Origin of the sequence: Paracoccus sp. T5 (genome assembly GCF_048538155.2) — a bacterium.
Taxonomy (GTDB): domain Bacteria; phylum Pseudomonadota; class Alphaproteobacteria; order Rhodobacterales; family Rhodobacteraceae; genus Paracoccus.
In genome coordinates, this window is the sequence record NZ_CM135809.1 from 72,821 (window position 1) to 93,561 (window position 20,741).

Here is a 20,741-nt window from a genome sequence, read left to right on the forward strand (position 1 = left end):
GGGATGTTGAGGCGGATCGCCGACCGGCTGGACTTCACCCGGCGCCTTGGCTTTCGCCTCGGCGCCTTGTTGTCGGTCGCGATCCTGCCCATCGGCCTGATCTCGCTGGTCCAGAACCTGCACCTTTCGCGCGAGGCGGAACGCAGCGCCGAAATCGCCCTTCTGGGGCGGACCGCGTCGGCGGCCGCGGGCGAACGGGCGCTGCTGCAAAGCGCGCTTGGATCGGCCGACGCGCTCGGCCCCGCCGTTTTGGAAAGTCTGGACCGACCGGAACTGTGCGCCGAGCTTCTCAGCAATTTCGTCCAGCGCAGCGGGACCTATCGCCATGCGGCCTTCGTGCCGCTGCACGGCGTGGTCGAATGCACCTCGGCCCCGCGCGAGATGCTGCCCCTGGACCTCTCGGGGGCGGACTTCGTGCAGGATTTCCTGCAGGCCCCGATGACCACCGTCACTGCACTTAGCACGGGTCCCGTCAGCGCCGAGCCGATCGTGATCGTGATGCAGCCCCTCTATCAGAACCGCGAACTTCTGGGTTTCACCGCCCTGTCCCTGACGCAGGAGTTGCTGCGTTCGACCCATGCCATGGATTTCGGCACCGAGGGCGCGCGGATCCTGACCTTCAACAATCTCGGTGATATCCTCAATGCCGACGGCGGCACGGACGACTCCCAGCAGTTGCTGCCCAAGGGTATCAGCCTCGTCAGCCTCCTGGGCCGGGGCGAGACCAATTTCCGCGCAGAGGCCAACAACGGCGAGACGCGCGTCTTCACGGTGGTGCCGGTCGTTCCCGGCCTGGTCTATGCCTTGGGCAGCTGGAGCCCGCGCATCGCCGGCATCGGCGTCTTCCAGCTGACCCGCTTCGGTGCCGTGCTGCTGCCGACGGCGCTGTGGGTGGTGTCGCTGGCGGTGGCTTATTTCGCCGTGTTCCGGCTGGTGCTGCGCCACATCACCGTTCTTCGCGGGCAGATGCGCCGCTTTGCCATCGGCAACCGCGAGACCGCGCCCCCCGTCCTGGAAGGCGCCCCGACCGAGATCATGGATGTCAGCCAGACCTTCCATAACATGGCCCGCATCCTCATCCGCGACGAGGAGGCGATGGAACAGGCAGTGGCCGAAAAGACGGTCCTGCTGAAAGAGGTCCATCACCGGGTCAAGAACAACCTTCAGCTGATCGCCTCGATCATCAACATGCAGAGCCGGCTGATCCAGCACGACGATGCCAAGCGCGTGCTGCGGTCGGTGCAGGATCGCGTCGCGGCCCTGGCCACGATCTATCGCAACCTCTACCAAGCCGAACAGCTAGACGCGGTCGAGGCCGATCAGTTGATCTCGGACATCATCTCGCAGCTGACGAATGTCTCGCACGGCGCGGGCCGCGATCTTCAGGTGGACCTGAACATCCAGCCGTTGACCATGCTGCCCGACCAGGCCGTGCCGCTGACCCTGCTGGCGACCGAGGCCTTCACCAACGCTCTGAAATACGCAGGCAACGCGCCGGGCAGTGCCCCTTGGGTCCGCGTGTCGCTGACCTCGCCCGAACCCGGCCGGGGCCTTCTGCAGATCGAGAATTCCACCGGCGAGCAGCCGCAACGCGGCGGAACCGGCCTCGGCAGCCAGCTGATCGAGGCCTTCTCGATGCAGCTGGAAGGGGAAACCAGCACCCGCTACGAGGACGGCTCCTATCTTCTCTCGCTGTCCTTCAAGCTGACGCACAGCAGCCACAACGCCGGAAACAGCCCCCGCCAGGTGGTCCTGACCTCGGCCGCGCGGGCCGGATCGCGGCATTAGCGTCGCGTCACGGGCAAATCTTGATGCCGCTGCACCACCTGCGCTTGCGCCACGGCCCCGCTGGTTTATCTTTCCGACATGGATGACCGCGAACAGGACTATGATCTGGCCACCGGGCAGGGCTTGATCGCTTGCCCTCGCTGCGACGCACTGCATGTCGAGGAAGAGATGGACCCCGGCGAAACCGCGCGCTGCATCCGCTGCGGCTCGGTGCTGGCCAAGCCCCGCGAAGGAGCCTTTGCGCAGCTGATCGCCCTGTCCTTCACCTCCATGGTGCTGCTGGTGGGGGCGGTCTTCTTTCCCTTCCTCGAAGTCTCGACCATGGGCTTCGGCAATGCCAGTTCGCTCTTTGACGTGGCGCTGGCCTTTGCCGAAGGGGTGCTGCTGCCCCTGGTGCTGGCCGTGCTGGCGATGATCATCGGCCTGCCCATCGCGCGGGCCTTCCTGCTGGTCTACACCCTGGCCCCGCTGGCGCAGGGGCGTCCCCCGTTCCGTCATGCCGCCCGCGCCTTCCGCTGGTCCGAGATCATGCGCCCCTGGTCCATGGCCGAGATCTTCGTGATCGGCACGGCCGTCGCCCTGGTCAAGGTCGCGGGCCTGGCCACGGTCCATCTGGGGCCCGCCTTCTGGGCCTTCTGCGCCCTGATCTTCGTCAATCTCGCCTCGCGCGCCTTCATGTGCCAGACCTCGATCTGGGACGCGATCGAGGATGCCGGGCTGAGGACAGAGTTCGACGCCGCCTCCCGCCGGGGGGCCGGCGCATGAGCGTCCAGGACGCCGATCACGCGGGCCCGGTCATGACCGCCCACCGCGCCGGGCTGATCGGCTGTCACAGCTGCGGCCGGGTCTGGCCTGCGGAACATCGGCGGTGCAACCGCTGCGGCGCCCATCTGAAACCGCCCGACCGGCGCGGGCTGCAGGCGGTCTGGGCCTGGTGGCTGGCCGGCCTGATCGCCTATATCCCCGCCAACCTCTTTCCGATGATGCGCACCCAGACCTTCGCGGGACTGGCCGGCAACTCCGAGGCGACGATCGTCGGCGGGGTGATCGAGCTGATCCACCACGGCAGCTACGACATCGCGATCATCGTCTTCGTGGCCTCGATCATCGTTCCGGTGGGCAAGTTCATCGCCATCGCCTGGCTGGCCATCGTCGCCGGGCGCCCTGCCACGGTCGACCAGGCGCATACCCGGCTGAAGGTCTATGAAGTGGTCGAATTCATCGGCCGCTGGTCAATGATCGACGTCTTCGTGGTCGCCATCCTGTCGGCACTGGTGCAATTGGGCTTCGTGGCCTCGATCCATCCCGGCCCTGCTGCGGTCTCCTTCGCGGTCTCGGTTGCCTTCACGATGCTTTCTGCGCAAAGCTTTGACGCACGTCTGATCTGGCGAGGGCTTCCCCTGCGCAGCAAGAGCGACTGACACCGGACACTCCCACGACCGCCAAGGACCACGACGCGATGACCGACAGCCCCCCGCCCCTGAAACCGGCCAGCCCGGTGCGCAAGACCGCTGCGCGCGCCGCGCAGGCGGGGGTCAACGTCATCTGGATCGTGCCCATCGTGGCGCTGGTGGTGACGCTTGCCATCGCCTGGAATTCCTTCCGCGACCGGGGCAGCCTGATCGAGGTCGAATTCGCGGACGCCACGGGCATCACCCCGGGCGACACCACCCTGCGCTTTCGCGAGATCACCGTGGGCCGGGTCGAGGGCGTCAAGTTCACCGAGGATCTGTCGCGCGTGGTCGTCTCGATCCGCGTGGATGCCGATGTCGCGCAATATATCGACGAAGAGGCCTCGTTCTGGATCGTGCGGCCGCAGGTCACGGCGCAGGGCGTGACACGCCTCGACACGGTCCTGACCGGCGCCTTCATCGAGGGCTACTGGGACGCCCAGATCGCCGGGGATGCGACGCGGTTCGTGGGGCTGGACCGCCCGCCGCTGATCCGCAGCGACCAGCCGGGCACTTGGGTGACGCTGTCGATGGAAACCGCCGACGGCCTGAACGAAGGCGCGCCGGTCCTGTTCCGGGGCGTCGAGGTGGGCCGGGTCGAGAACATTCACCTGGCACCGGGCGATGACCAGGTCTTGGCGGATGCCTTCATCGAGGCGCCCCATGACGGCCGCCTGACCACGGCCAGCGTCTTTTGGGACACGTCCGGCTTTTCGCTGTCGCTTGGCGCGCAGGGGGTCTCGTTCAACGTGAACTCGCTCTCGTCGGTGCTGCAGGGCGGCGTCGCCTTCGACACCATCGTCAGCGGCGGCAACCCGGTCGAGCCGGGGCATGAATATACCGTCCTGCCGGACGAAGGCGCCGCCCGCAGCACCCTTTTTGCCAGCGATGATGCCGAGCGGCTGCGCGTGGGCATGCTGATCGACGATTCGCTGCAGGGCCTGTCGCGCGGGGCTGACGTGCAGTTCCAGGGGCTGCGGGTCGGTCAGGTGGTCGATCTGGCGGTAACGGTCGAAAACGACGAGGCACAGGGCGCGCCCGTGGTCCGGCAGCTTGTGACGATGGCCATCTCGCCGCGCCGGATCGGATTGCCGGACGATGCCACGGCCGAGGACGCCTTGGCCCTGCTGACCGAGGAGGTGGCTGCGGGCCTGCGGGCCCGCGTGGCCAGCGCAGGTTTCCTGGGCACCTCGCTGATGGTCGAGCTGGTCCAGATTCCCGGCGCGGAACCGGCCCTGATCGACATGGAAACCGGACCGAACCCGCTGATCCCCTCGGTCGAGGGGGACCTGGACGACTTCACCGCCAGCGCCCAGGGGCTGGTCGAGCGGATCGGCAACCTGCCCATCGAAGAGGTCCTGAACGCCGCCCGCGACACGCTGGACAGCATCACGGCCCTTGCCAGCGCGCAGGACACGCGGGCCATCCCCGGCGCGCTGCGTCAGGCCATCGAGGAAGGCGGCAGTGCCCTTGCCGACATCCGCGGCATCACCGGCGACCTGCGCGCGGCCGACAGCGGCCAGACCTTTGCGCGGATGCTGGACGAAGCCTCGGCCGCCTTCACCGCCGTGACGGAGGCCGCGACCGACGTGCCGGGCATGGTGGACCAGATCGACGCCGCCGCCGCCGCGGTCGAGGAATTCGCCTTTGCCGAGATCAGCGCCCAGGCCGAGGGCATCCTGGCCGACCTGCGCTCCATGCTGGGCAGCGAGGATGCCGAACAGTTGCCCCGGAACCTGTCAAACGTGCTGGAGGCCGCCGCCGGCCTGCTGAACGACCTGCGTGACGGCAACGCCGTCGGCAGCCTGAACAGCGCATTGGACTCCGCCAGCACGGCTGCCGACCAGATCGCGACCTCGGTCCAGCAGCTGCCGCAGCTGATCCAGCGCCTGCAGGCGACCGCCGGCCGGGCCGAGACATTGTTCGCCAGCTATGGCGATCGGTCTGCCTTCAATAACGAACTGCTTGGCGCGCTGCGCGAACTGCGCCGGGCCACCGCCTCCATCGGCTCGGTCGCGCGGCTGATCGAGCGCAACCCCCGCGCCTTCATTCTGGGACGATAGACATGACGCTGCCCGCTGCCCCGCTTTGCCTGCCGCTGATCGCCCTGCTGGGGTCCACCCTGCTGGGCGCCTGCTCGAATCCGGAAGACACCGGCCGCTACCTGATCGACCCGCCGACGGCCGGGATCAGCGTCGCCAACCGCCTCGGCACGGCTGAACTGAAGGACGTGTCGCTGCCCGATTACGCCTCGGACCAGGAGGTGGCCTTCCAGACCGATGACGGTGCGGTCCGGTCGAACCCCGACAACCTCTGGGCCGATACCCCTTCGCGCGCCTTCACCATCGCCCTCGCGCGGGCGATCAGCGAGGTTTCGGGCGCCACCGTCATCGGCGAGCCCTGGCCTCTGGCCGAACCCCCGGCCCGCGTGCTGGAGGTGCGGGTCGAGCGTGCCCTGGCCCAGACCAACAATGTCTATCGGCTCAGCGGGCGGTATTTCGTGGCCGATGACGGCCTCTCGGGCAGCGGCACCAACCATGCCCGCAGCTTTGACATTTCGGTCCCGATGGCGGCGCAGACCCCCGCCGCGACGGCGGACGCGGCGGGCCAGGCGATATCGCTGCTGGCCCAGCAGATCGCGACGCTGTCGGGACCCGGCGCGACCATCGCCACGCGCCAGCCTGCCGCCGCCGACCCGTTCGATCTGCCGCCGCTGTTCTAGGCCAAGGCGTCCAACATCTGCCGGTGCAGGCGCGGGCCGGCGACGACCAGCCCGTCCACCTGCGCCCGCGTGCTGTTGAAACGCATCGGGTGGCCCCGGCGATCGCTGACTTGGGCGCCGGCGCGTTCGGCAATCAGGCTGCCCGCCGCGATGTCCCATTCCCAGGCCGCCCGCAGCGACAGCGCCGCGTCGAACCGCCCCTCGGCGGCGAGGCACAGCCGCCACGCCAGCGACGACCGGAACTCGCGCCGAAAGGCGGGCGCCGGCCCGCGCCAGTGATGCAGCTCGGAGACGGCCCTATAAGTCAGCACCCGGGCGCCCGCGATATCGCGGTCGGTCGGCGCGATGGGCCGGCCGTTCAGCAGCGCCGGGCCTTCTGCAAAGGCGGTATAGGTCAGGTCCAGCACCGGCAGGTGAACCACCGCCGCGATGATCCGCTCTCCCTCGGCCACGGCCAGCGAATGCGAGAAACCGTCCTGCCCGTCGATGAAGGCGCGGGTGCCGTCGATCGGATCGATGATGAAGCACCGCCGGGCGTCCTGCCGGGAGGGGTCCGCCTCGCTTTCCTCGGACAGCCAGCCGTAATCGGGCCGGGCGCCCATCAGCCGGGCCTGCAGCGCGTCGTTGACGGCCAGGTCGGCCTCGGTCACCGGACCGGCGCCATCGTCCTTGTCCCAGGTGACCGGGTCCCGGCGCCAGAAGCGCATCGCGATCCGCCCCGCCTCGGCGGCGGCCTCGGCCAGCAGGTGCAGGTCGGCCTCAGGCCCCTGCAACGGTCATGCCTTCGACCAGCAGGCTGGGCGCCTCGATGCCGCGCCAGGGCAGCGCGTCATTGGCCGCGATCAGCGTCATCAGCATCTCGCGCAGGTTGCCGGCGATGGTGCATTCATTGACCGGATAGGCGATCTGGCCGTTTTCCACCCAGAACCCGGCCGCGCCACGGGAATAGTCGCCCGTGGTGCCGTTGACAGACGCCCCCAGCATCGAGGTCACGACCAGGCCGCGCCCCATCTGGGCGATCAGTTCGTTCTGGCTGAAGTGGCCCGGCGACAGGATCACGTTGCTGTGGCTGGGTCCGGGCGCCGAGGCTAGTCCGCGCGCCGCCGAGGCCGTGCTCTCCATCCCCAGCTTGCGCGCCGTGGCCAGGTCCAGCGTCCAGCCCTGCAGCACGCCCGCCGCCACGATCCTGCGCGCGCGCGTCGGCAGCCCCTCGGCGTCGAAGGGGCGCGACGAGGGATAGCGCGGGCGCAGCGGGTCCTCGGTCAGGTCCATGCCCGCAGGCAGCACCGCCTCGCCCAGGTCGCGCCGCAGCCAGCTGGCGCCGCGGGCGATGGCCGACCCGTTCACCGCCGCCAGCAGATGCCCGATCAGCGAGGCCGAGACGCGGCTGTCATAAAGGATGGGAAACGCGCCCGTCGGCGGCTTGCGCGCGCCCGCCCGGGCCAGCGTGCGTTCGGCGGCCAGCAACCCGATCTGTTCCGGGCTGGGCAGATCGGCGGCAAAGACACGGGATTCACCCGCATAATCCCGCTCCATCCTCAGCCCCTCGCCGGTGATCGCCACCGCCGACAGCGCATGGCCCGTGCGGGTGTAGCCGCCCGAAAACCCGTTCGAGGCCGCCAGCCACATCCGCCGGTGGCTGTAGCTGGCATTGGCGCTCTCTACCTGAGAGATGCCCGTGACCGACAGCGCGGCCGCCTCGGCACGCAGGGCCATGTCCTGCAGGGCGGCGGGTTCGGGCTCGGCCGCCTCTTCGGCGATCTGCAGGTCCTGCGCATCGCGATGCACGGCCAGTTGCGACGGGTCCGCCAGACCCAAGTTGTCGTCCACCGGCGCCTCGCGCGCCATGGCCACGGCGCGCGCCGCCATCTGCGCGATCGCATCCGCCCCGTGATCCGACGACGACACCGCGGCCTGACGGCCGCCGATTAGCACGCGCAGGCCGATCTCGACGCCCTCGGCCCGCTCGGCCTGTTCCAGTCCGCCGGCCCGCACGTCGATCCCGACCGAACGGCCATCCACCGCCAGGGCATCGGCCTGATCCGCGCCGGCCTGCCGGGCCGCCTGCACCAGCGCCTCGGCCAGGTTCTTCAATCGGTCGGGATCGGTGGGGTTCAGGCTCATGCGGTTCTCGTGCTATGGTGCCACAATGGAACAGGCCGGAAGATGCCCCCCGGCCCCAAGCCCCGATACGGGGCGGTTACTTGACCTGCTGGCCGTTGGCGTAGATCGAGCCGCCCTCGACGAATTTCAGCTCGGTCTGCAGCTGGTCGGGCTGGCCCTCGACCGGACGGGCGAACATCGCCAGCATCATCCGCGCGCCCATCAGCTGTTGCTGCGGCACAAGGCCCATGGCCACCAGGTTGTCCATCAGCCCGTTGATCCCCGAGAAGATCCCGGTGATCGTGCCCACCGGCTGGCTGGGATCGTCGCCGAAGGTCAGCTGCCCGTCCAGTTCCGCATTCGCGCCCAGGGCGTTCAGCGACAGGTCGTTGATCGTCAGGCTGCGGGGCGACATCGGCATCTGGGGCGTCTCTTCGCCCTCGGCAAAGTCCGGGTTCAGGAAGCTCTGCGCCAGAACCGCCATGCCCTCCAGGTCCAGGGTCAGGTTGGCCGGATCGCGCGGCAGGCTGTTTTCGGGGTCGAAGGATTGCCAGATCGCGTCGTCCAGGGTCAGCCCCTTGAGGGCATAGGACAGGGCAAAAGGCTGTTCCTCCTGCGAGGCGACGGTCGGAAAGGCCAGCCGGAACGCGTTCTCCTCGACCGCATAGGCCAGCGGGAAGGGCATCTCGGACGAGGTGATCCGCGTCTCGATACCGGCGGCGCTGGCCTCGTAGGTCAGGCCGTCGTCGCTGATCGCCACGGCCACGCTGGCCTTGTCGGCCGCAAAGCTGCCTTCGCTGTCCTGGCCCAGGCCTTCCTCATCGGTGGTGCTGGACTGGAAGCTGCCGGACAGGGCGCCCATCGTAAAGGTGCCCTGGCCCGCGAAACCCGCCGCAAGGGCAGCCTCGGGCTGCGAGGCAAAGTCGATCTCGCCGCCCGGTGCGGAACCGGTGCCGGCGACTGCCAGATCCTTGATGCTGACGGTCGCCGCAAAGCTGTCGGTGGCACCAGAGGCGCCTTCGACCTCGGACGGTCCCTCAGCCGTGATGGAGAGATCGGCGGCGGCGGCCGTGGCCTCGGTCGACTGTTCGCTGCTGCCGTCGGCGGCGCGGCGGCTGGTCTGGCGGCCCTGGATGTCGGTGACGGTCACCTTGACCGGCGTCTCGTTCGTCGTATCCAGCGCGCGCCCTTCCACCGTCAACGTGGGCATCGTAAAGCGATGCTCCATCTCCTCGGGGGTGCCGGAGGAGATGATCTCGTTGCCCGGCACCTCGATGGCCAGGGCAAAGCCCACTTCCTCGCCGTCGGAATCGGTGTCGCGCATCTGGGTGCTGATGGGTCCTTCGACGACCGATCGCACATCGCCGCCCTGCTGCTGCAAGACCAGTCCGGGCACGGAAATGCTGGCATCCGCCGCGTCCGCATCGGCCGAGCGCAGGGTGATGTCGCTCAGCGTCAGGCTGTCGCCCGAGGCCTGCTCATCGCCCACCTGCACCTGATAGCCCATCTCCTCGTAGCCTTGGCGCAGATTGTCCCAGACCTGGGCGGGGGTGACATCGGCCAGCACCGGGGCCGCGCCCAGAACCAGCGCGATGGCCGAGGTTGAAAGGGAGCGGAACATGGCAGATACCTTTCGCAATCGGAGGAGTCCGTGGCATTCCTGACACAGTGGCGCTGAAAGGGAAAGGGAACAAGTCGTGATCCGAAGCCAGCAGCGCGGGGGTCTGTCCCTGCTGACGATCGACCGCCCGGAGAAGGCCAATTCGCTGACCGGCGCAATGCTGCGCGACCTGACTGCAGCCCTGGACCGGGCCGCCGCCGCCGGGGCGCAGGCGGTGATCCTGTCGGGCACGGGCAAGGTCTTTTCCGCCGGGGCCGATCTGGACGAGGCACGTGCCGGGCTGGCCACCGCGCCGGAATGGGAGATCCTGTCGGCGCGCCTGGCCGCGATGCCCTGCCTGACCATCGCGGCGCTGAACGGCACGCTGGCTGGCGGCGCCTTCGGCATGGCCCTGGCCTGCGACATCCGCCTGGCCGTCCCCGAGGCACGGTTCTTTTATCCGGTCATGAAGCTGGGCTTCCTGCCGCAGCCAAGCGATCCGGTCCGGCTGGCGCGGCTGGTCGGGCCAGCCCGTGCCAAGATGATCCTGATGGCCGGCGCCCGGATCGAGGCGCCCGAGGCGTTGGCCTGGGGCCTGATCGACCGCATCCTGCCGGGGCCCGACCTGCTGTCCGCCGCCGAGGCATTGGCCGCGGATGCCCTGGCCGCCGCCCCCGCCCATGTCGGCGCGATCAAGGCGATGGTCAACAAGACCTAGCCCCCGCAAACCCGGCCCGCCGCAAACATCGGGCAAGGCGACGGCCGGCGGGAACGATGTTCCGGTCCTGCCGTTACCCGTGACATGCCCTTCCCTCGGGACGGCGCGGGGCGGCGATGCGGTTCTTATTTCCCCGCTGACGCTTGCGATCCTCCGGCCGGACCCGCACCTCAAGGGGCAAGAACACAAAGGAGAATTCCGATGCGCAACCTCGCCGTCGCCGCCGTTCTGGCCCTGACGACCGCCCTGCCCGCCGCCGCCGACACGATCCGCGTGGGCATGTCCGGGGGCTATTTCCCCTTCACCTTTACCCGCGCGGATGAGCTGCAGGGCTTCGAGGTCGACTTCCTGAACGCCATTGCCGAGGAAACCGGCGACGAGGTCGAATTCGTGACCATGTCGTTTTCGGGGCTGGTCGGCGCGTTGGAATCCGGGCGCATCGACACGATCGCCAACCAGATCACCATCACGCCCGAGCGCGAGGCCAAGTTCGCCTTTACCCAGCCCTATGTCTATGACGGGGCGCAGGTGGTCGTGAAGGCCGGCAACGAAGAGGAGATCACCGGTCCGGAAAGCCTCAAGGGCCGCTCGGTCGCGGTGAACCTGGGGTCCAACTATGAACAGCTGCTGCGCGAGCTGCCCTATGCCGACGAGATCGACATCCGCACCTATGAAAGCAACATCGAGCAGGACACCGCCCTGGGCCGGGTCGATGCCTTCGTGATGGACCGCGTCTCCTCGGCGCAGGTGATCAAGGAAAGCCCGCTGCCGCTGGCGCTGGCCGGCCAGCCGTTTTCCGAGATCCGCAACGCCCTGCCCTTCCGCAACGACGCCGAAGGCCAGGCCCTGCGCGACCGCGTCGACGCCGCCATCACCACGCTGAAGGACGACGGCACGCTGGCCGAGATCTCTCAGAAATGGCTGGACGCGGATGTGACCGCCCCCGCCGAAGGTGGCGCCGGGTCTGAGACGGCCGAAGCTGCGACCGAATAAGCGATGAGGCCGCTGGACACCGCCTATATGCTGGACCTGGTGCCGGTGATCGCGAATTACGTGCCGCTGACGCTGTTCATGGCCATCGTGGCCATGATCGCGGCACTGGCGCTGGCCGCGATACTGGCCATCGTCCGCGTGTTGCGCGTACCGGTTCTGGACCGCGTGGTTGCGGTGTTCATCAGCTTTTTCCGCGGGACGCCGCTGCTGGTGCAACTGTTCCTGTTCTATTTCGGCCTGCCGCAGATGGTGCCGGCGATGACCGGGATCAACGGCGTCACGGCGGCGATCATCGGACTGACGCTGCATTTTTCAGCCTATATGGCAGAAAGCATCCGTGGCGCGATCCTAGGCGTCGACCGCAGCCAATGGGAGGCGGCCCAGTCCATTGGCATGACCCAGGGCCAGCTTTTGCGGCGGATCATCCTGCCGCAGGCGGCCCGGACGGCGGCGCCGACGCTGATGAACTATTTCATCGACATGATCAAAAGCACTTCGCTGGCCTTCACGCTCGGCGTGACCGAGATGATGGGCGCGGCCCAGAAAGAGGCGGCTGGCAGCTTTCTTTATCTGGAGGCGTTCCTGGTGGTGGCCCTGTTCTACTGGGTGATCGTGGAAACCCTGTCGGTGGGCCAACGCCGGCTGGAGATGCGTCTTGGAAAGGCGGTGGCGCGATGAAATGCCAGATCGAGATCACCGGGCTGGTCAAGCGTTTTGGCCAGAACACCGTGCTGGACGGCATCGACCTGTGCCTGGAGCCCGGAGAGCGGGTGGCGATCATCGGACCCTCGGGGACGGGAAAATCGACGCTGCTGCGCTGCCTGAATTATCTGGACCGTCCCGATGAAGGGATCATCCGGCTGGGTGATCTCAGCGTGGATGCCGCGCGCGCCAGCCGTGCCGACGTTCTGGCCCTGCGCCGACGCACCGGCTTCGTGTTCCAGAACTATGCGCTTTTCGCCAACAAGACGGCGCGTGCCAATATCATGGAAGGCCTCACCACCGTACGCGGCTGGCCGGCTGCTAAGGCGCGGGCCAAGGCGGATGACATCCTGTCACAGATCGGCTTGGCGGATCGTGGCGACAGCTATCCGGCGGCCATGTCAGGGGGTCAGCAGCAGCGGGTCGGGATCGGCCGCGCCATGGCGCTGGACGCCGACCTGATGCTATTCGACGAACCGACCAGCGCCTTGGACCCGGAATGGGTGGGCGAGGTACTGGACCTGATCCGACGCATCGCCGACGGCCGTCAGACGATGCTGATCGTGACCCACGAGATGCAATTCGCCCGAGAAATCGCGGATCGGGTCGTGTTCATGGAAGGCGGCCGGATCGTTGAACAGGGACCGCCCGAACAGATGTTCGGGCGCGCGCAGGACGACCGGACCCGCGCCTTCCTGCGCCGTGTCGGCTGATCAGAGGCCGGCGGTCCGATAGAACAGGGCCGCGTTCTTCTGGTCGCTGTAGCCGATGCCCGAGGCGATGATGCAGCTGGTGTCATCGGCGCGCGCCGCGACCAGCGTCCAGGTTCCCATCTGATCGGACCCCCACAACTCGGTCCCGCCGGCCCCGGCCGTGTCCACGGGACGTTCGTTGAAGTCCTTGGCCAGCGTCTTGGCGATCTCGTCGTCGGTGGCACAATAGGGCTGATCCTCGACCGCCAGTTCCGACACGGGCATGGTCTGCACGTCGTCCAGAAGCGTGGCGGGATCGGTGCCCTGCATCGCACTCCAGCCCTGGACGGGCTGGTCGGGACGGCTGGCAGCCAGAGCGGGCATGGCCGTCAGCAGCGCGACGCTGCCGGCCACTGCAAGGCGGGCGATGCGGGGGGCGGTGCGGGTCATGGTCCAAGGCCTTTCATTGGGTTCCGAATGCGGATATGCAGTCAAAACGCAAGATTTGCTGGGCCGGTTCCCGTGACCCTAGGTCACGCCCACGTGCGCGCCAGCACCAGGCGCGCCTCCAGCCCCTCCGTTGCCCGGTGAAATTCCAGCCGCCCGCCATGCTGCGCCGCGATGGTCGAGACGATCGCCAGCCCCAGCCCGACCCCCGTCGCGGCGCCTGCATTGCCGCCCCGCTGAAAGGCACCGGTCAGCCGCGCGAGGTCGTCCTGGGTCAAGACTGATCCGCGGTCGGTGACGGTCATCCAGGCCTCGTCGGCGTCGCCATCGACCAGCACCACGGCCTCGCGTCCGTATTTCAGGGCATTGTCGATCAGGTTCGACAGCGCGCGGCGCAGCGATGTCGGCTGACCCCGCATCAGGATCGCGTGAGATTCCGCCGTCGGCCGGGTCAGGCTGCGCGCGAACAGGGTGCCGGCGCGGGCAGGGCGGGGCGAGGCCCGGCGCAGCGTGACGGGCAGGCCCACATCCTGGTAATCGGCCACCACCGCCTCGGCCAATGAGGTCAGGGACAGGCGGCGAAACGGCTCGGCCCCGATCTCGGCACGGGTATAGGTCAGGACGCCGTCGATCATCGTGGTCATCTCGTCGATGTCATGTTCCAGCCGGGCGCGCAGGGCCTCGTCCTCGATCAGGGCGCTGCGCAGGCGCAGGCGGGTCGCGGGCGTGCCCAGGTCATGGCTGACGCCCGATAGGACCAGGGCGCGGTTTTCCAGCGCCGCGCGATCCTGGGCCACATAGGCGTTCACGGCCTCGGCCGTCTGGCGCAGTTCCTCGACGCCACCGACGGGCAGGGCGGCATTGCGGGCGCGGTGGTTGCGCAGGGCGGCGGCAAAGGCCGTGAAGGCGGCCGAGACCTCGGCCACCCAGCCCAGCAGCAGCGCCAGCGCCCCCAGCAGCAGCGCCCCCGCCAGCAGCCGCCGGTCGGGCGGCGCGGCATCGCATCCCCAGACCGGGCTGCCCCGCACCTGGAACCACGGGCCCGTATCCTGCTGCACGAAGAGGCGCGGCTCGCTGCAGAACCGTGCCAGGGTGCGGGTGACCGAGGCCAGCCCCGCCGCTTGGCTGCCGCCGCCCACGCTTTCCACTCCCGCCGCCGGATAGAGGATGTCCGGCGACTGGATGCGGACCGACAGCCGGTCGCCGCGCGACAGGTCGGGGCGGCCGCCGCCGGTCAGCGTGATCAGCGTCTCGCGCCAGCCCTGCGGCGTGACGGGGGCCTGGCGGGTCTGGCTGATCGACAGGCCCTGGGGCAGGGCGCTGCCGTTCTCCAGGCTGTCGTAAAGCGCGAGGCCGGCGATATAGGCGCGGTCCAGATGCGCGCGCCAGGCGGCGTCGCTGGCCATCCACAGCCAGACCGAGGCGCCGCCCGCCAGCATCGCCAGCACCACCCACAGGCTGGCCAGCACCCGCAGGCTTCGGCGGCTAGGCATCCTCGGATGCCACCTCGGCCGACAGGACATAGCCGGTGCCGCGCTCGGTCCGGATCAGGGCGGGGTCGGTCTTCTGGCGCAGCCGGCCGACCAGCACGTCGATGGCGCGCCCCTCGGCGGCCTCGTCATCGTCCAGCGCGGCGGCGATCTCCTCACGCGTGAGCGGGATCAGCGGATTGGCCAGGAAGACCCGCAGCAGCGCGGTTTCGCGCGCGGACAGCGACACCTGCCAACCTCCGGGGGCCGTCACCTCGTCGCGCCGCGCGTCATAGCGCCAGCCGGCAAAGCGCAGCACGCTGTCGCGCCGACGATGCGACAGGCTGGGCGCGCGGCCCGCTCGGCGCAGCACGGCCCGGATCCGGGCCAGCAGCAGGTCGGGGTTGAAGGGCTTGGCGATGTAATCGTCGGCGCCCACCTCGTATCCCGCCATGCGCTGGTGGTCGGCCGACAGCGCGCTGACCATGATGATCGGCACGTCCTGCGCCTCGCGGATCTCGGCGCAGATCTGCACGCCGTTGTCGGGGCCCAGGGAGACGTCCAGCAGGATCAGGTCCACGCGTCCCGACCTCAGCGCGGCCAGCGTGCCGTCGCGGCTGTCCGCCCGGGTGACGTGAAAGCCCTGGCGTTGCAGATAGGCCGCCAGCATGGCGGCCATGTCGGCGTCATCCTCGACCAGCAGCAGGCGGTGCAGGCTCATCCTTGTTCTCCCTCGGGGCCGCAATAGCACCGGCAGGCGAAGCTTCGTAACAGTTTGTAACATAACGCCGCGGAATCTGGCTGCTGCAAGGCTGTCCTGCGTTGCGGTCATGGCTGCGACTTTGGCATGATGATCCCACACGCGGATCACCGAATCCGCGCGGAGATGATCTGGGAGGATCCATGAACATGAAATCCGTGCTGGCGGCCTCGACCGCCGTGATGCTGGCTGGGCCGGTGATGGCCGAACCCACCGCCGAAGTGCTGCACTGGTGGACCTCGGGCGGCGAGGCCAAGTCGGTTGCCGTCCTGCAGGAGCAGTTCGCGGCCGAAGGCGGCACCTGGACCGACATGCCCGTGGCCGGCGGCGGCGGCGATGCCGCGATGACCGCGCTGCGCGCCCGCGTCCTGTCGGGCAACGCGCCCACCGCCGTGCAGCTGAAGGGCCCGGCGATCCAGGAATGGTACGAGGAGACCGGCCTGGCCGATATCGGTTCGGTGGCCGAGGCCAACGGTTGGGCGGACGTCCTGCCCGCGCAGATCGCCGAGCACATGAAGTGCGAAGGCACCTGGTGCGCGGCCCCCGTGAACGTCCACCGCGTCAACTGGATCTGGGGCAACAAGCAGATCCTGGACGAGCATGGCATCGAGATGCCGACCACCTGGGAGGAATTCAACGCCGCCGCCGAAAAGCTGCAGGCCGCGGGCGTGACGCCGCTGGCCCATGGCGGCCAGAACTGGCAGGACGCGACGATCTTCGAAACCGTCGTCCTGGGCCTGGGCGGACCCGAGTTCTATCAGAAGGCGCTGGTCGACCTGGACCCCGAGGCGCTGACCTCGGACACGATGAAGCAGGTCTTCGACCAGATGCGGACCATCCGCGGCTATGTCGACGACAACTTCTCGGGCCGCGACTGGAACCTGGCCACCGCCATGGTCATGAACGGCGAAGCCGCCTTCCAGATCATGGGTGACTGGGCCAAGGGCGAATTCCTGGCCGCGGGCAAGGAGCCGGGCGTCGATTTCGTCTGCGCCCAGACCCCGGGCGAGGGCTTCCTCTACAACGTCGACAGCTTTGCCTTCTTCGAGCTGGACGGTGAGGAGAAGCAGCAGGGCCAGGAACTGCTGGCCAAGCTGATCATGGGCCCCGAATTCCAGAAGACCTTCAACCTGAACAAGGGCTCGATCCCGGCCCGCACCGACGTGGCGCTGGACGATTTCGACGATTGCGCCAAGAAATCCTCGGAAGCGATGAACGCGGGCGCCCAGGACGGCTCGCTGCTGCCTTCCTATGCCCATGGCATGGCGCTCCGTGGCGCGCCGGCCGGTGCGATCACCGACGTGGTGACCGCGCATTTCAACAGCGACATGTCGTCGGAAGACGCCGTGCAACAGCTGGCAGACGCCGTCGCCAACGCGATGTGATGACGGCGTGACCTGCCCCGCGCCCGGGCGAGACGCCAGGGCGCGGGGTTTTTCTTTAGGGGTTTATCCGACATGGAATGGCTTGAACGCAACGTGCCCAAGTTCGTCTTGGCGCCGTCCTTCGTGGCGATCCTGGTCTTCGTCTACGGCTTCATCGCCTGGACCGCCTGGATCAGCTTCACGAAATCCCGCCTGATGCCGCGCTACGAGCTGGACGGGATCGGGCAATACGAACGCCTGTTCGCCGCCCCGCGTTGGGACGTGGCGATGAACAACCTGTTCATCTTCGGCGGCCTGTTCATCGTCATCTCGATGGTGATCGGCCTGATGCTGGCGATCTTCCTGGACCAGAAGATCCGGGCCGAGGGCGTGCTGCGCACCGTCTACCTCTATCCCATGGCCCTGTCGCTGATCGTGACCGGCACCGCGTGGAAATGGATCCTGAACCCGGGCCTGGGCATCCAGGCCGCCGTGCGCAGCTGGGGCTTCGAGAACTTCACCTTCGACTGGCTGATCAGGCCGGAAATGGCGATCTACACCATTGTGCTGGCCGCCGTCTGGCAGGCTTCGGGCTTTGTGATGGCGCTGTTCCTGGCCGGCCTTCGATCGGTGGACACGGAAATCATCCGCGCCGCCCAGGTCGACGGCATTCCCACGCACCGTATCTATTCCGCCATCATCATCCCGACCATGGCGCCGATCTTCCTGTCGGCCTTCATCGTGCTGGCCCACCTGGCCATCAAGGCCTTCGACCTGGTGATCGCGCTGACCAATGGCGGGCCCGGCTATGCGACCGACCTGCCGGCCACCTACATGTACGCGATGGCCTTCTCGCGCGGGGATCTGGGCCAGGCGGCCTCCAGCGCGATGATCATGATGGGCGTCATCTTCGCCATCGTCGTTCCTTACCTCTATAGCGAATTGAGGCCGCGCCGTGACCAGTAAAACCCTGCTGCGCTGGGGCCTCTATGGCATCCTGATCCTCTTCGCGCTGTTCTACCTGATGCCGCTGTTCGTCATGCTGACGACCTCCCTGAAGACCCTCGAGGAGATCCGCACCGGCAGCCTGCTGGCCCTGCCGCGCGAGATCACCTTCGCCCCCTGGGCCGAGGCCTGGTCCACCGCCTGCGCCGGCACCCAGTGCGAGGGGCTGCGGCCCTTCTTCTGGAACAGCGTCCTGATGGCGGTGCCGGCCGTGCTGCTGTCCACCATCGTGGGCGCGCTGAACGGCTATGTCTTTGCCCAGTGGCGGTTCCGGGGCGCGAACCTGTTCTTCGCGGCGATCCTGTTCGGCTGCTTCATCCCGTTCCAAGTGGTGCTGCTGCCGATGGCGCAGATGCTGGGCCTGATGGGGCTGGCGGGCACCATTCCGGGGCTGATCTTCGTCCACGTGATCTATGGCCTGGGCTTCACCACGCTGTTCTTCCGCAACTACTATGTCACCATCCCCCAGGAGCTGGTGCGCGCGGCCAAGGTCGACGGGGCGGGGTTCTTCCGCATCTTCTGGTCGATCTTCCTGCCGATCTCGCTGCCGATCATCACCGTCTCGGTCATCTGGCAGTTCACGCAGATCTGGAACGATTTCCTCTTCGGCGTCAGCTTCAGCGGGCCGGGCAGCCAGCCCGTGACGGTCGCGCTGAACAACATCGTCAACTCCACCACCGGCGTCAAAGCCTACAACGTGGACATGGCCGCCGCGATCATCGCCGCGCTGCCCACGCTGCTGGTCTATGTCGTCGCCGGCAAATACTTCATCCGCGGCCTGACCGCCGGCAGCGTCAAGGGATAAGCCATGCCGATCCTCGAAATCGACCACCTGCAGAAAGCCTATGGCGAGACCCATATTCTGCACGACATCAACATCAGCATCGAGGAGGGCGACTTCCTGGTGCTGGTCGGTCCCTCGGGTTGCGGGAAATCGACCCTGCTGAACTGCATCGCGGGGCTGGAGCCGATCACCGGCGGCACGGTCCGCATCGCCGACCGCGACGTGACCGGCGTGTCGCCCAAGGACCGCGACATCGCGATGGTGTTCCAGTCCTATGCGCTCTACCCGACCATGTCGGTGGCCAAGAACATCACCTTCGGCATGAAGGTGCGCGGCGTCGACAAGCCCACGCAGGAGAAGAAGCTGGCCGAGGTCGCGCGCCAGCTGCAGATCGAGCCGCTCTTGAACCGCAAGCCGGGCCAGCTGTCGGGCGGCCAGCGCCAGCGCGTCGCCATGGGCCGCGCCCTGGTGCGCGACCCCAAGCTGTTCCTTTTCGACGAACCGCTCTCGAACCTGGACGCCAAGCTGCGCGTCTCCATGCGGACCGAGATCAAGAAGCTGCACCAGGACCTGAACGCCTCCATCGTCTATGTCACCCATGACCAGATCGAGGCGATGACGCTGGCCACCAAGATCGTCGTCATGAAGGGCGGCGTGATCCAGCAGATCGGCACGCCAGCGGAAATCTACAACCGGCCCGCCAACATGTTCGTGGCCGATTTCATGGGCAGCCCGGCGATGAACCTGATCCCGGCCCGCGTCCGCTCCGAAGCCGGCCAGACCCGGATCGAGATCGACCGTGCCGGCGATGCGCCCCTGGTCATCACCGACCCGGTGGCCCGCGACCTGCCGGCCGAGATCGTGCTGGGCGTGCGCCCCGAGGACATCCACGAGGCCACCGGCAATGCGCATCTGCCCGGCACGGCCCAGGGTGCCGGCGGCGACGTGATGATCGAGATCGTCGAACCGGCGGGCGCCGACACCTTTGCCGTCACCCATCTGGGCGGCAAGCCGGTCACCGCGCGTCTGCGGGCCGAAAGCGCGGTTCGGGCGCGCCAGCCGTTTCCGCTGGCATTCGACCTCTCGAAAGTGTCGTATTTCTCGCCTAAGGACGGTGAACGGCTGAACTGAGGACGAGGTGACGGCGATGGCGATGCTTCTGGGCGATGTGGGTGGCACCAATGCGCGGCTGGCGATCGCCCGCAACGGGTCCATCGATGCCAGCACGGTCACCCGCTTCAAGGGGGACGATTTTGCCAGCTTCGACGACGTGGTGCGGCAGTTCCTGGCCGAGCAGCACGGGCCCCATATCTCGTCCATGTGCATCGCCGTGGCGGGGCCGGTCAGCGGCGGCCGCGCGCGGCTGACCAACCGCGACTGGTTCTTTGACGAGGACAACCTGGCGCGCCTGGCCGATGCCGACCAGGCGCGCCTGATCAACGACCTGACCGCCTTGGGCTTTGCCACGCCCGCGCTGGCCGGTGACGGCGTGGCGGTGCTGCGCGAGGCGCCGCAGGACCGCGCCCGCAACGGGCAGGCGCTGGTCGTGGGCCTTGGTACCGGCTTCAACGTCTGCGCGGTGCGCGTGCTGCCCGGCGGCGCGATCACTGCCCTTGAGGCCGAGGAGGGGCACACCCACCTTCCGGCCAACATCATGTGGCGCCTGATCGACCGGGTGGGGGCCGATGCCGCGCGGGGCTTCTTCTCGACCGAGGAGACCTTTGCCGGCCGCGGCCTGTCGCGCCTGCACGCCGCGATGACGGGCACGCACCCGGTGCGCAGCGAGGACATCGCCCACGCCGTCGAGGCAGGCGACGCCCAGGCCATCGCCACCTATGACTTCTTCACCGAACTGGTCGGGCTTCTGTGCCGCGAACTGGCCCTGCGCTTCATGCCGCTGGAGGGGATGTTCCTGGCCGGCAGCGTGGGCCGCAGCATCGCCGACCGGATGGACCGTTTCCAGCCGGCCTTCCTGGCCCAGGAACATATGCGCCACATTCCTGAAAACACGCCGATCTTCCTGATCCGGGACGACATGGCCGCGCTGCACGGCTGCCTGGCGGCCTTGGGCTGAGGGCGGCCGGCTCTCGCAAAGATCATCCCGGAGGCGGCGCGGAACGGCAACTATTGCTGGATTCCCCGC

At 68.0% G+C, this 20,741-nt stretch carries 20 protein-coding genes; 14 read left to right on the forward strand and 6 right to left on the reverse strand.

The window, feature by feature from the left end; all coding sequences use genetic code 11:
- Window positions 1-3: 3 nt before the first annotated feature.
- The 5 genes from ACNR9W_RS00360 (at window position 4) to ACNR9W_RS00380 (ending at window position 5,961) form a co-directional block, all read left to right on the forward strand.
- Window positions 4-1,788, forward strand: coding sequence for a sensor histidine kinase (locus ACNR9W_RS00360; RefSeq protein WP_419268596.1), 1,785 nt, complete (start codon window positions 4-6; stop codon window positions 1,786-1,788).
- Window positions 1,789-1,866: 78 nt separating this feature from the next.
- Complete coding sequence (locus ACNR9W_RS00365; RefSeq protein WP_419268597.1) at window positions 1,867-2,553, forward strand: paraquat-inducible protein A; 687 nt, start codon at window positions 1,867-1,869, stop codon at window positions 2,551-2,553.
- Window positions 2,550-3,209 carry a paraquat-inducible protein A gene (locus ACNR9W_RS00370; protein WP_419268598.1) on the forward strand — a complete coding sequence of 220 codons (660 nt, stop codon included), beginning with the start codon at window positions 2,550-2,552 and terminating at the stop codon, window positions 3,207-3,209. The genes ACNR9W_RS00365 and ACNR9W_RS00370 overlap by 4 nt, the downstream gene beginning before the upstream one ends.
- Before the next feature lie 38 nt (window positions 3,210-3,247).
- The gene (locus tag ACNR9W_RS00375; protein ID WP_419268599.1) at window positions 3,248-5,302 is read left to right on the forward strand and encodes a PqiB family protein; all 2,055 of its coding nucleotides are present in this window, start codon (window positions 3,248-3,250) and stop codon (window positions 5,300-5,302) included.
- Window positions 5,303-5,304: 2 nt separating this feature from the next.
- On the forward strand, window positions 5,305-5,961 hold the full coding sequence (locus tag ACNR9W_RS00380; protein WP_419268601.1) for a PqiC family protein: 657 nt from the start codon (window positions 5,305-5,307) through the stop codon (window positions 5,959-5,961).
- On the opposite strand, the gene ACNR9W_RS00385 is transcribed toward ACNR9W_RS00380, so the two are convergent.
- The 3 genes from ACNR9W_RS00385 to ACNR9W_RS00395 all read right to left on the reverse strand — a co-directional run bounded on the left by ACNR9W_RS00385 (window position 5,958) and on the right by ACNR9W_RS00395 (window position 9,685).
- Complete coding sequence (locus ACNR9W_RS00385; protein WP_458478748.1) at window positions 5,958-6,668, reverse strand: 3'(2'),5'-bisphosphate nucleotidase CysQ; 711 nt, start codon at window positions 6,666-6,668, stop codon at window positions 5,958-5,960. The genes ACNR9W_RS00380 and ACNR9W_RS00385 overlap by 4 nt on opposite strands.
- 52 nt (window positions 6,669-6,720) lie before the next feature.
- Complete coding sequence (locus tag ACNR9W_RS00390) at window positions 6,721-8,085, reverse strand: TldD/PmbA family protein (RefSeq protein WP_419268603.1); 1,365 nt, start codon at window positions 8,083-8,085, stop codon at window positions 6,721-6,723.
- Window positions 8,086-8,161: 76 nt separating this feature from the next.
- Window positions 8,162-9,685, reverse strand: a complete 1,524-nt coding sequence (locus ACNR9W_RS00395) for a DUF2125 domain-containing protein (protein WP_419268605.1) — start codon at window positions 9,683-9,685, stop codon at window positions 8,162-8,164.
- Window positions 9,686-9,761: 76 nt separating this feature from the next.
- On the opposite strand from ACNR9W_RS00395, the gene ACNR9W_RS00400 reads away from it, so the two are divergent.
- From ACNR9W_RS00400 to ACNR9W_RS00415, 4 genes are all read left to right on the forward strand, one after another.
- Window positions 9,762-10,382, forward strand: a complete 621-nt coding sequence (locus ACNR9W_RS00400; RefSeq protein ID WP_419268607.1) for an enoyl-CoA hydratase/isomerase family protein — start codon at window positions 9,762-9,764, stop codon at window positions 10,380-10,382.
- A gap of 201 nt (window positions 10,383-10,583) precedes the next feature.
- Window positions 10,584-11,375 (forward strand): amino acid ABC transporter substrate-binding protein, encoded by a 792-nt coding sequence (locus tag ACNR9W_RS00405; RefSeq protein ID WP_419268608.1) that lies wholly within the window; start codon window positions 10,584-10,586, stop codon window positions 11,373-11,375.
- Between the two features lie 3 nt (window positions 11,376-11,378).
- A complete protein-coding gene (locus ACNR9W_RS00410; RefSeq protein ID WP_419268609.1) occupies window positions 11,379-12,053 on the forward strand; it encodes an amino acid ABC transporter permease in 675 nt (224 codons plus the stop codon).
- On the forward strand, window positions 12,050-12,790 hold the full coding sequence (locus ACNR9W_RS00415) for an amino acid ABC transporter ATP-binding protein (protein ID WP_419268610.1): 741 nt from the start codon (window positions 12,050-12,052) through the stop codon (window positions 12,788-12,790). The genes ACNR9W_RS00410 and ACNR9W_RS00415 overlap by 4 nt, the downstream gene beginning before the upstream one ends.
- On the opposite strand, the gene ACNR9W_RS00420 is transcribed toward ACNR9W_RS00415, so the two are convergent.
- The 3 genes from ACNR9W_RS00420 to ACNR9W_RS00430 form a co-directional block, all read right to left on the reverse strand.
- Window positions 12,791-13,219 (reverse strand): hypothetical protein, encoded by a 429-nt coding sequence (locus ACNR9W_RS00420; protein ID WP_419268611.1) that lies wholly within the window; start codon window positions 13,217-13,219, stop codon window positions 12,791-12,793.
- Between the two features lie 83 nt (window positions 13,220-13,302).
- Window positions 13,303-14,709, reverse strand: coding sequence for a sensor histidine kinase (locus ACNR9W_RS00425; protein WP_419268612.1), 1,407 nt, complete (start codon window positions 14,707-14,709; stop codon window positions 13,303-13,305).
- Window positions 14,702-15,406 carry a response regulator transcription factor gene (locus ACNR9W_RS00430; RefSeq protein ID WP_419268613.1) on the reverse strand — a complete coding sequence of 235 codons (705 nt, stop codon included), beginning with the start codon at window positions 15,404-15,406 and terminating at the stop codon, window positions 14,702-14,704. The genes ACNR9W_RS00425 and ACNR9W_RS00430 overlap by 8 nt, the downstream gene beginning before the upstream one ends.
- A 182-nt stretch (window positions 15,407-15,588) precedes the next feature.
- On the opposite strand from ACNR9W_RS00430, the gene ACNR9W_RS00435 reads away from it, so the two are divergent.
- From ACNR9W_RS00435 to ACNR9W_RS00455, 5 genes are all read left to right on the forward strand, one after another.
- Window positions 15,589-16,830: an ABC transporter substrate-binding protein gene (locus tag ACNR9W_RS00435; RefSeq protein WP_419268614.1), complete on the forward strand. Its 1,242-nt coding sequence runs from the start codon at window positions 15,589-15,591 to the stop codon at window positions 16,828-16,830.
- Window positions 16,831-16,902: 72 nt separating this feature from the next.
- Window positions 16,903-17,775: a carbohydrate ABC transporter permease gene (locus ACNR9W_RS00440; RefSeq protein WP_111301274.1), complete on the forward strand. Its 873-nt coding sequence runs from the start codon at window positions 16,903-16,905 to the stop codon at window positions 17,773-17,775.
- On the forward strand, window positions 17,765-18,619 hold the full coding sequence (locus ACNR9W_RS00445; RefSeq protein ID WP_419268615.1) for a carbohydrate ABC transporter permease: 855 nt from the start codon (window positions 17,765-17,767) through the stop codon (window positions 18,617-18,619). Before ACNR9W_RS00440 ends, ACNR9W_RS00445 begins: the two co-directional genes overlap by 11 nt.
- A 3-nt stretch (window positions 18,620-18,622) precedes the next feature.
- A complete protein-coding gene (locus ACNR9W_RS00450; RefSeq protein WP_419268616.1) occupies window positions 18,623-19,729 on the forward strand; it encodes an ABC transporter ATP-binding protein in 1,107 nt (368 codons plus the stop codon).
- A gap of 16 nt (window positions 19,730-19,745) precedes the next feature.
- Window positions 19,746-20,672: a glucokinase gene (locus ACNR9W_RS00455; protein ID WP_419268617.1), complete on the forward strand. Its 927-nt coding sequence runs from the start codon at window positions 19,746-19,748 to the stop codon at window positions 20,670-20,672.
- Window positions 20,673-20,741: the final 69 nt, after the last annotated feature.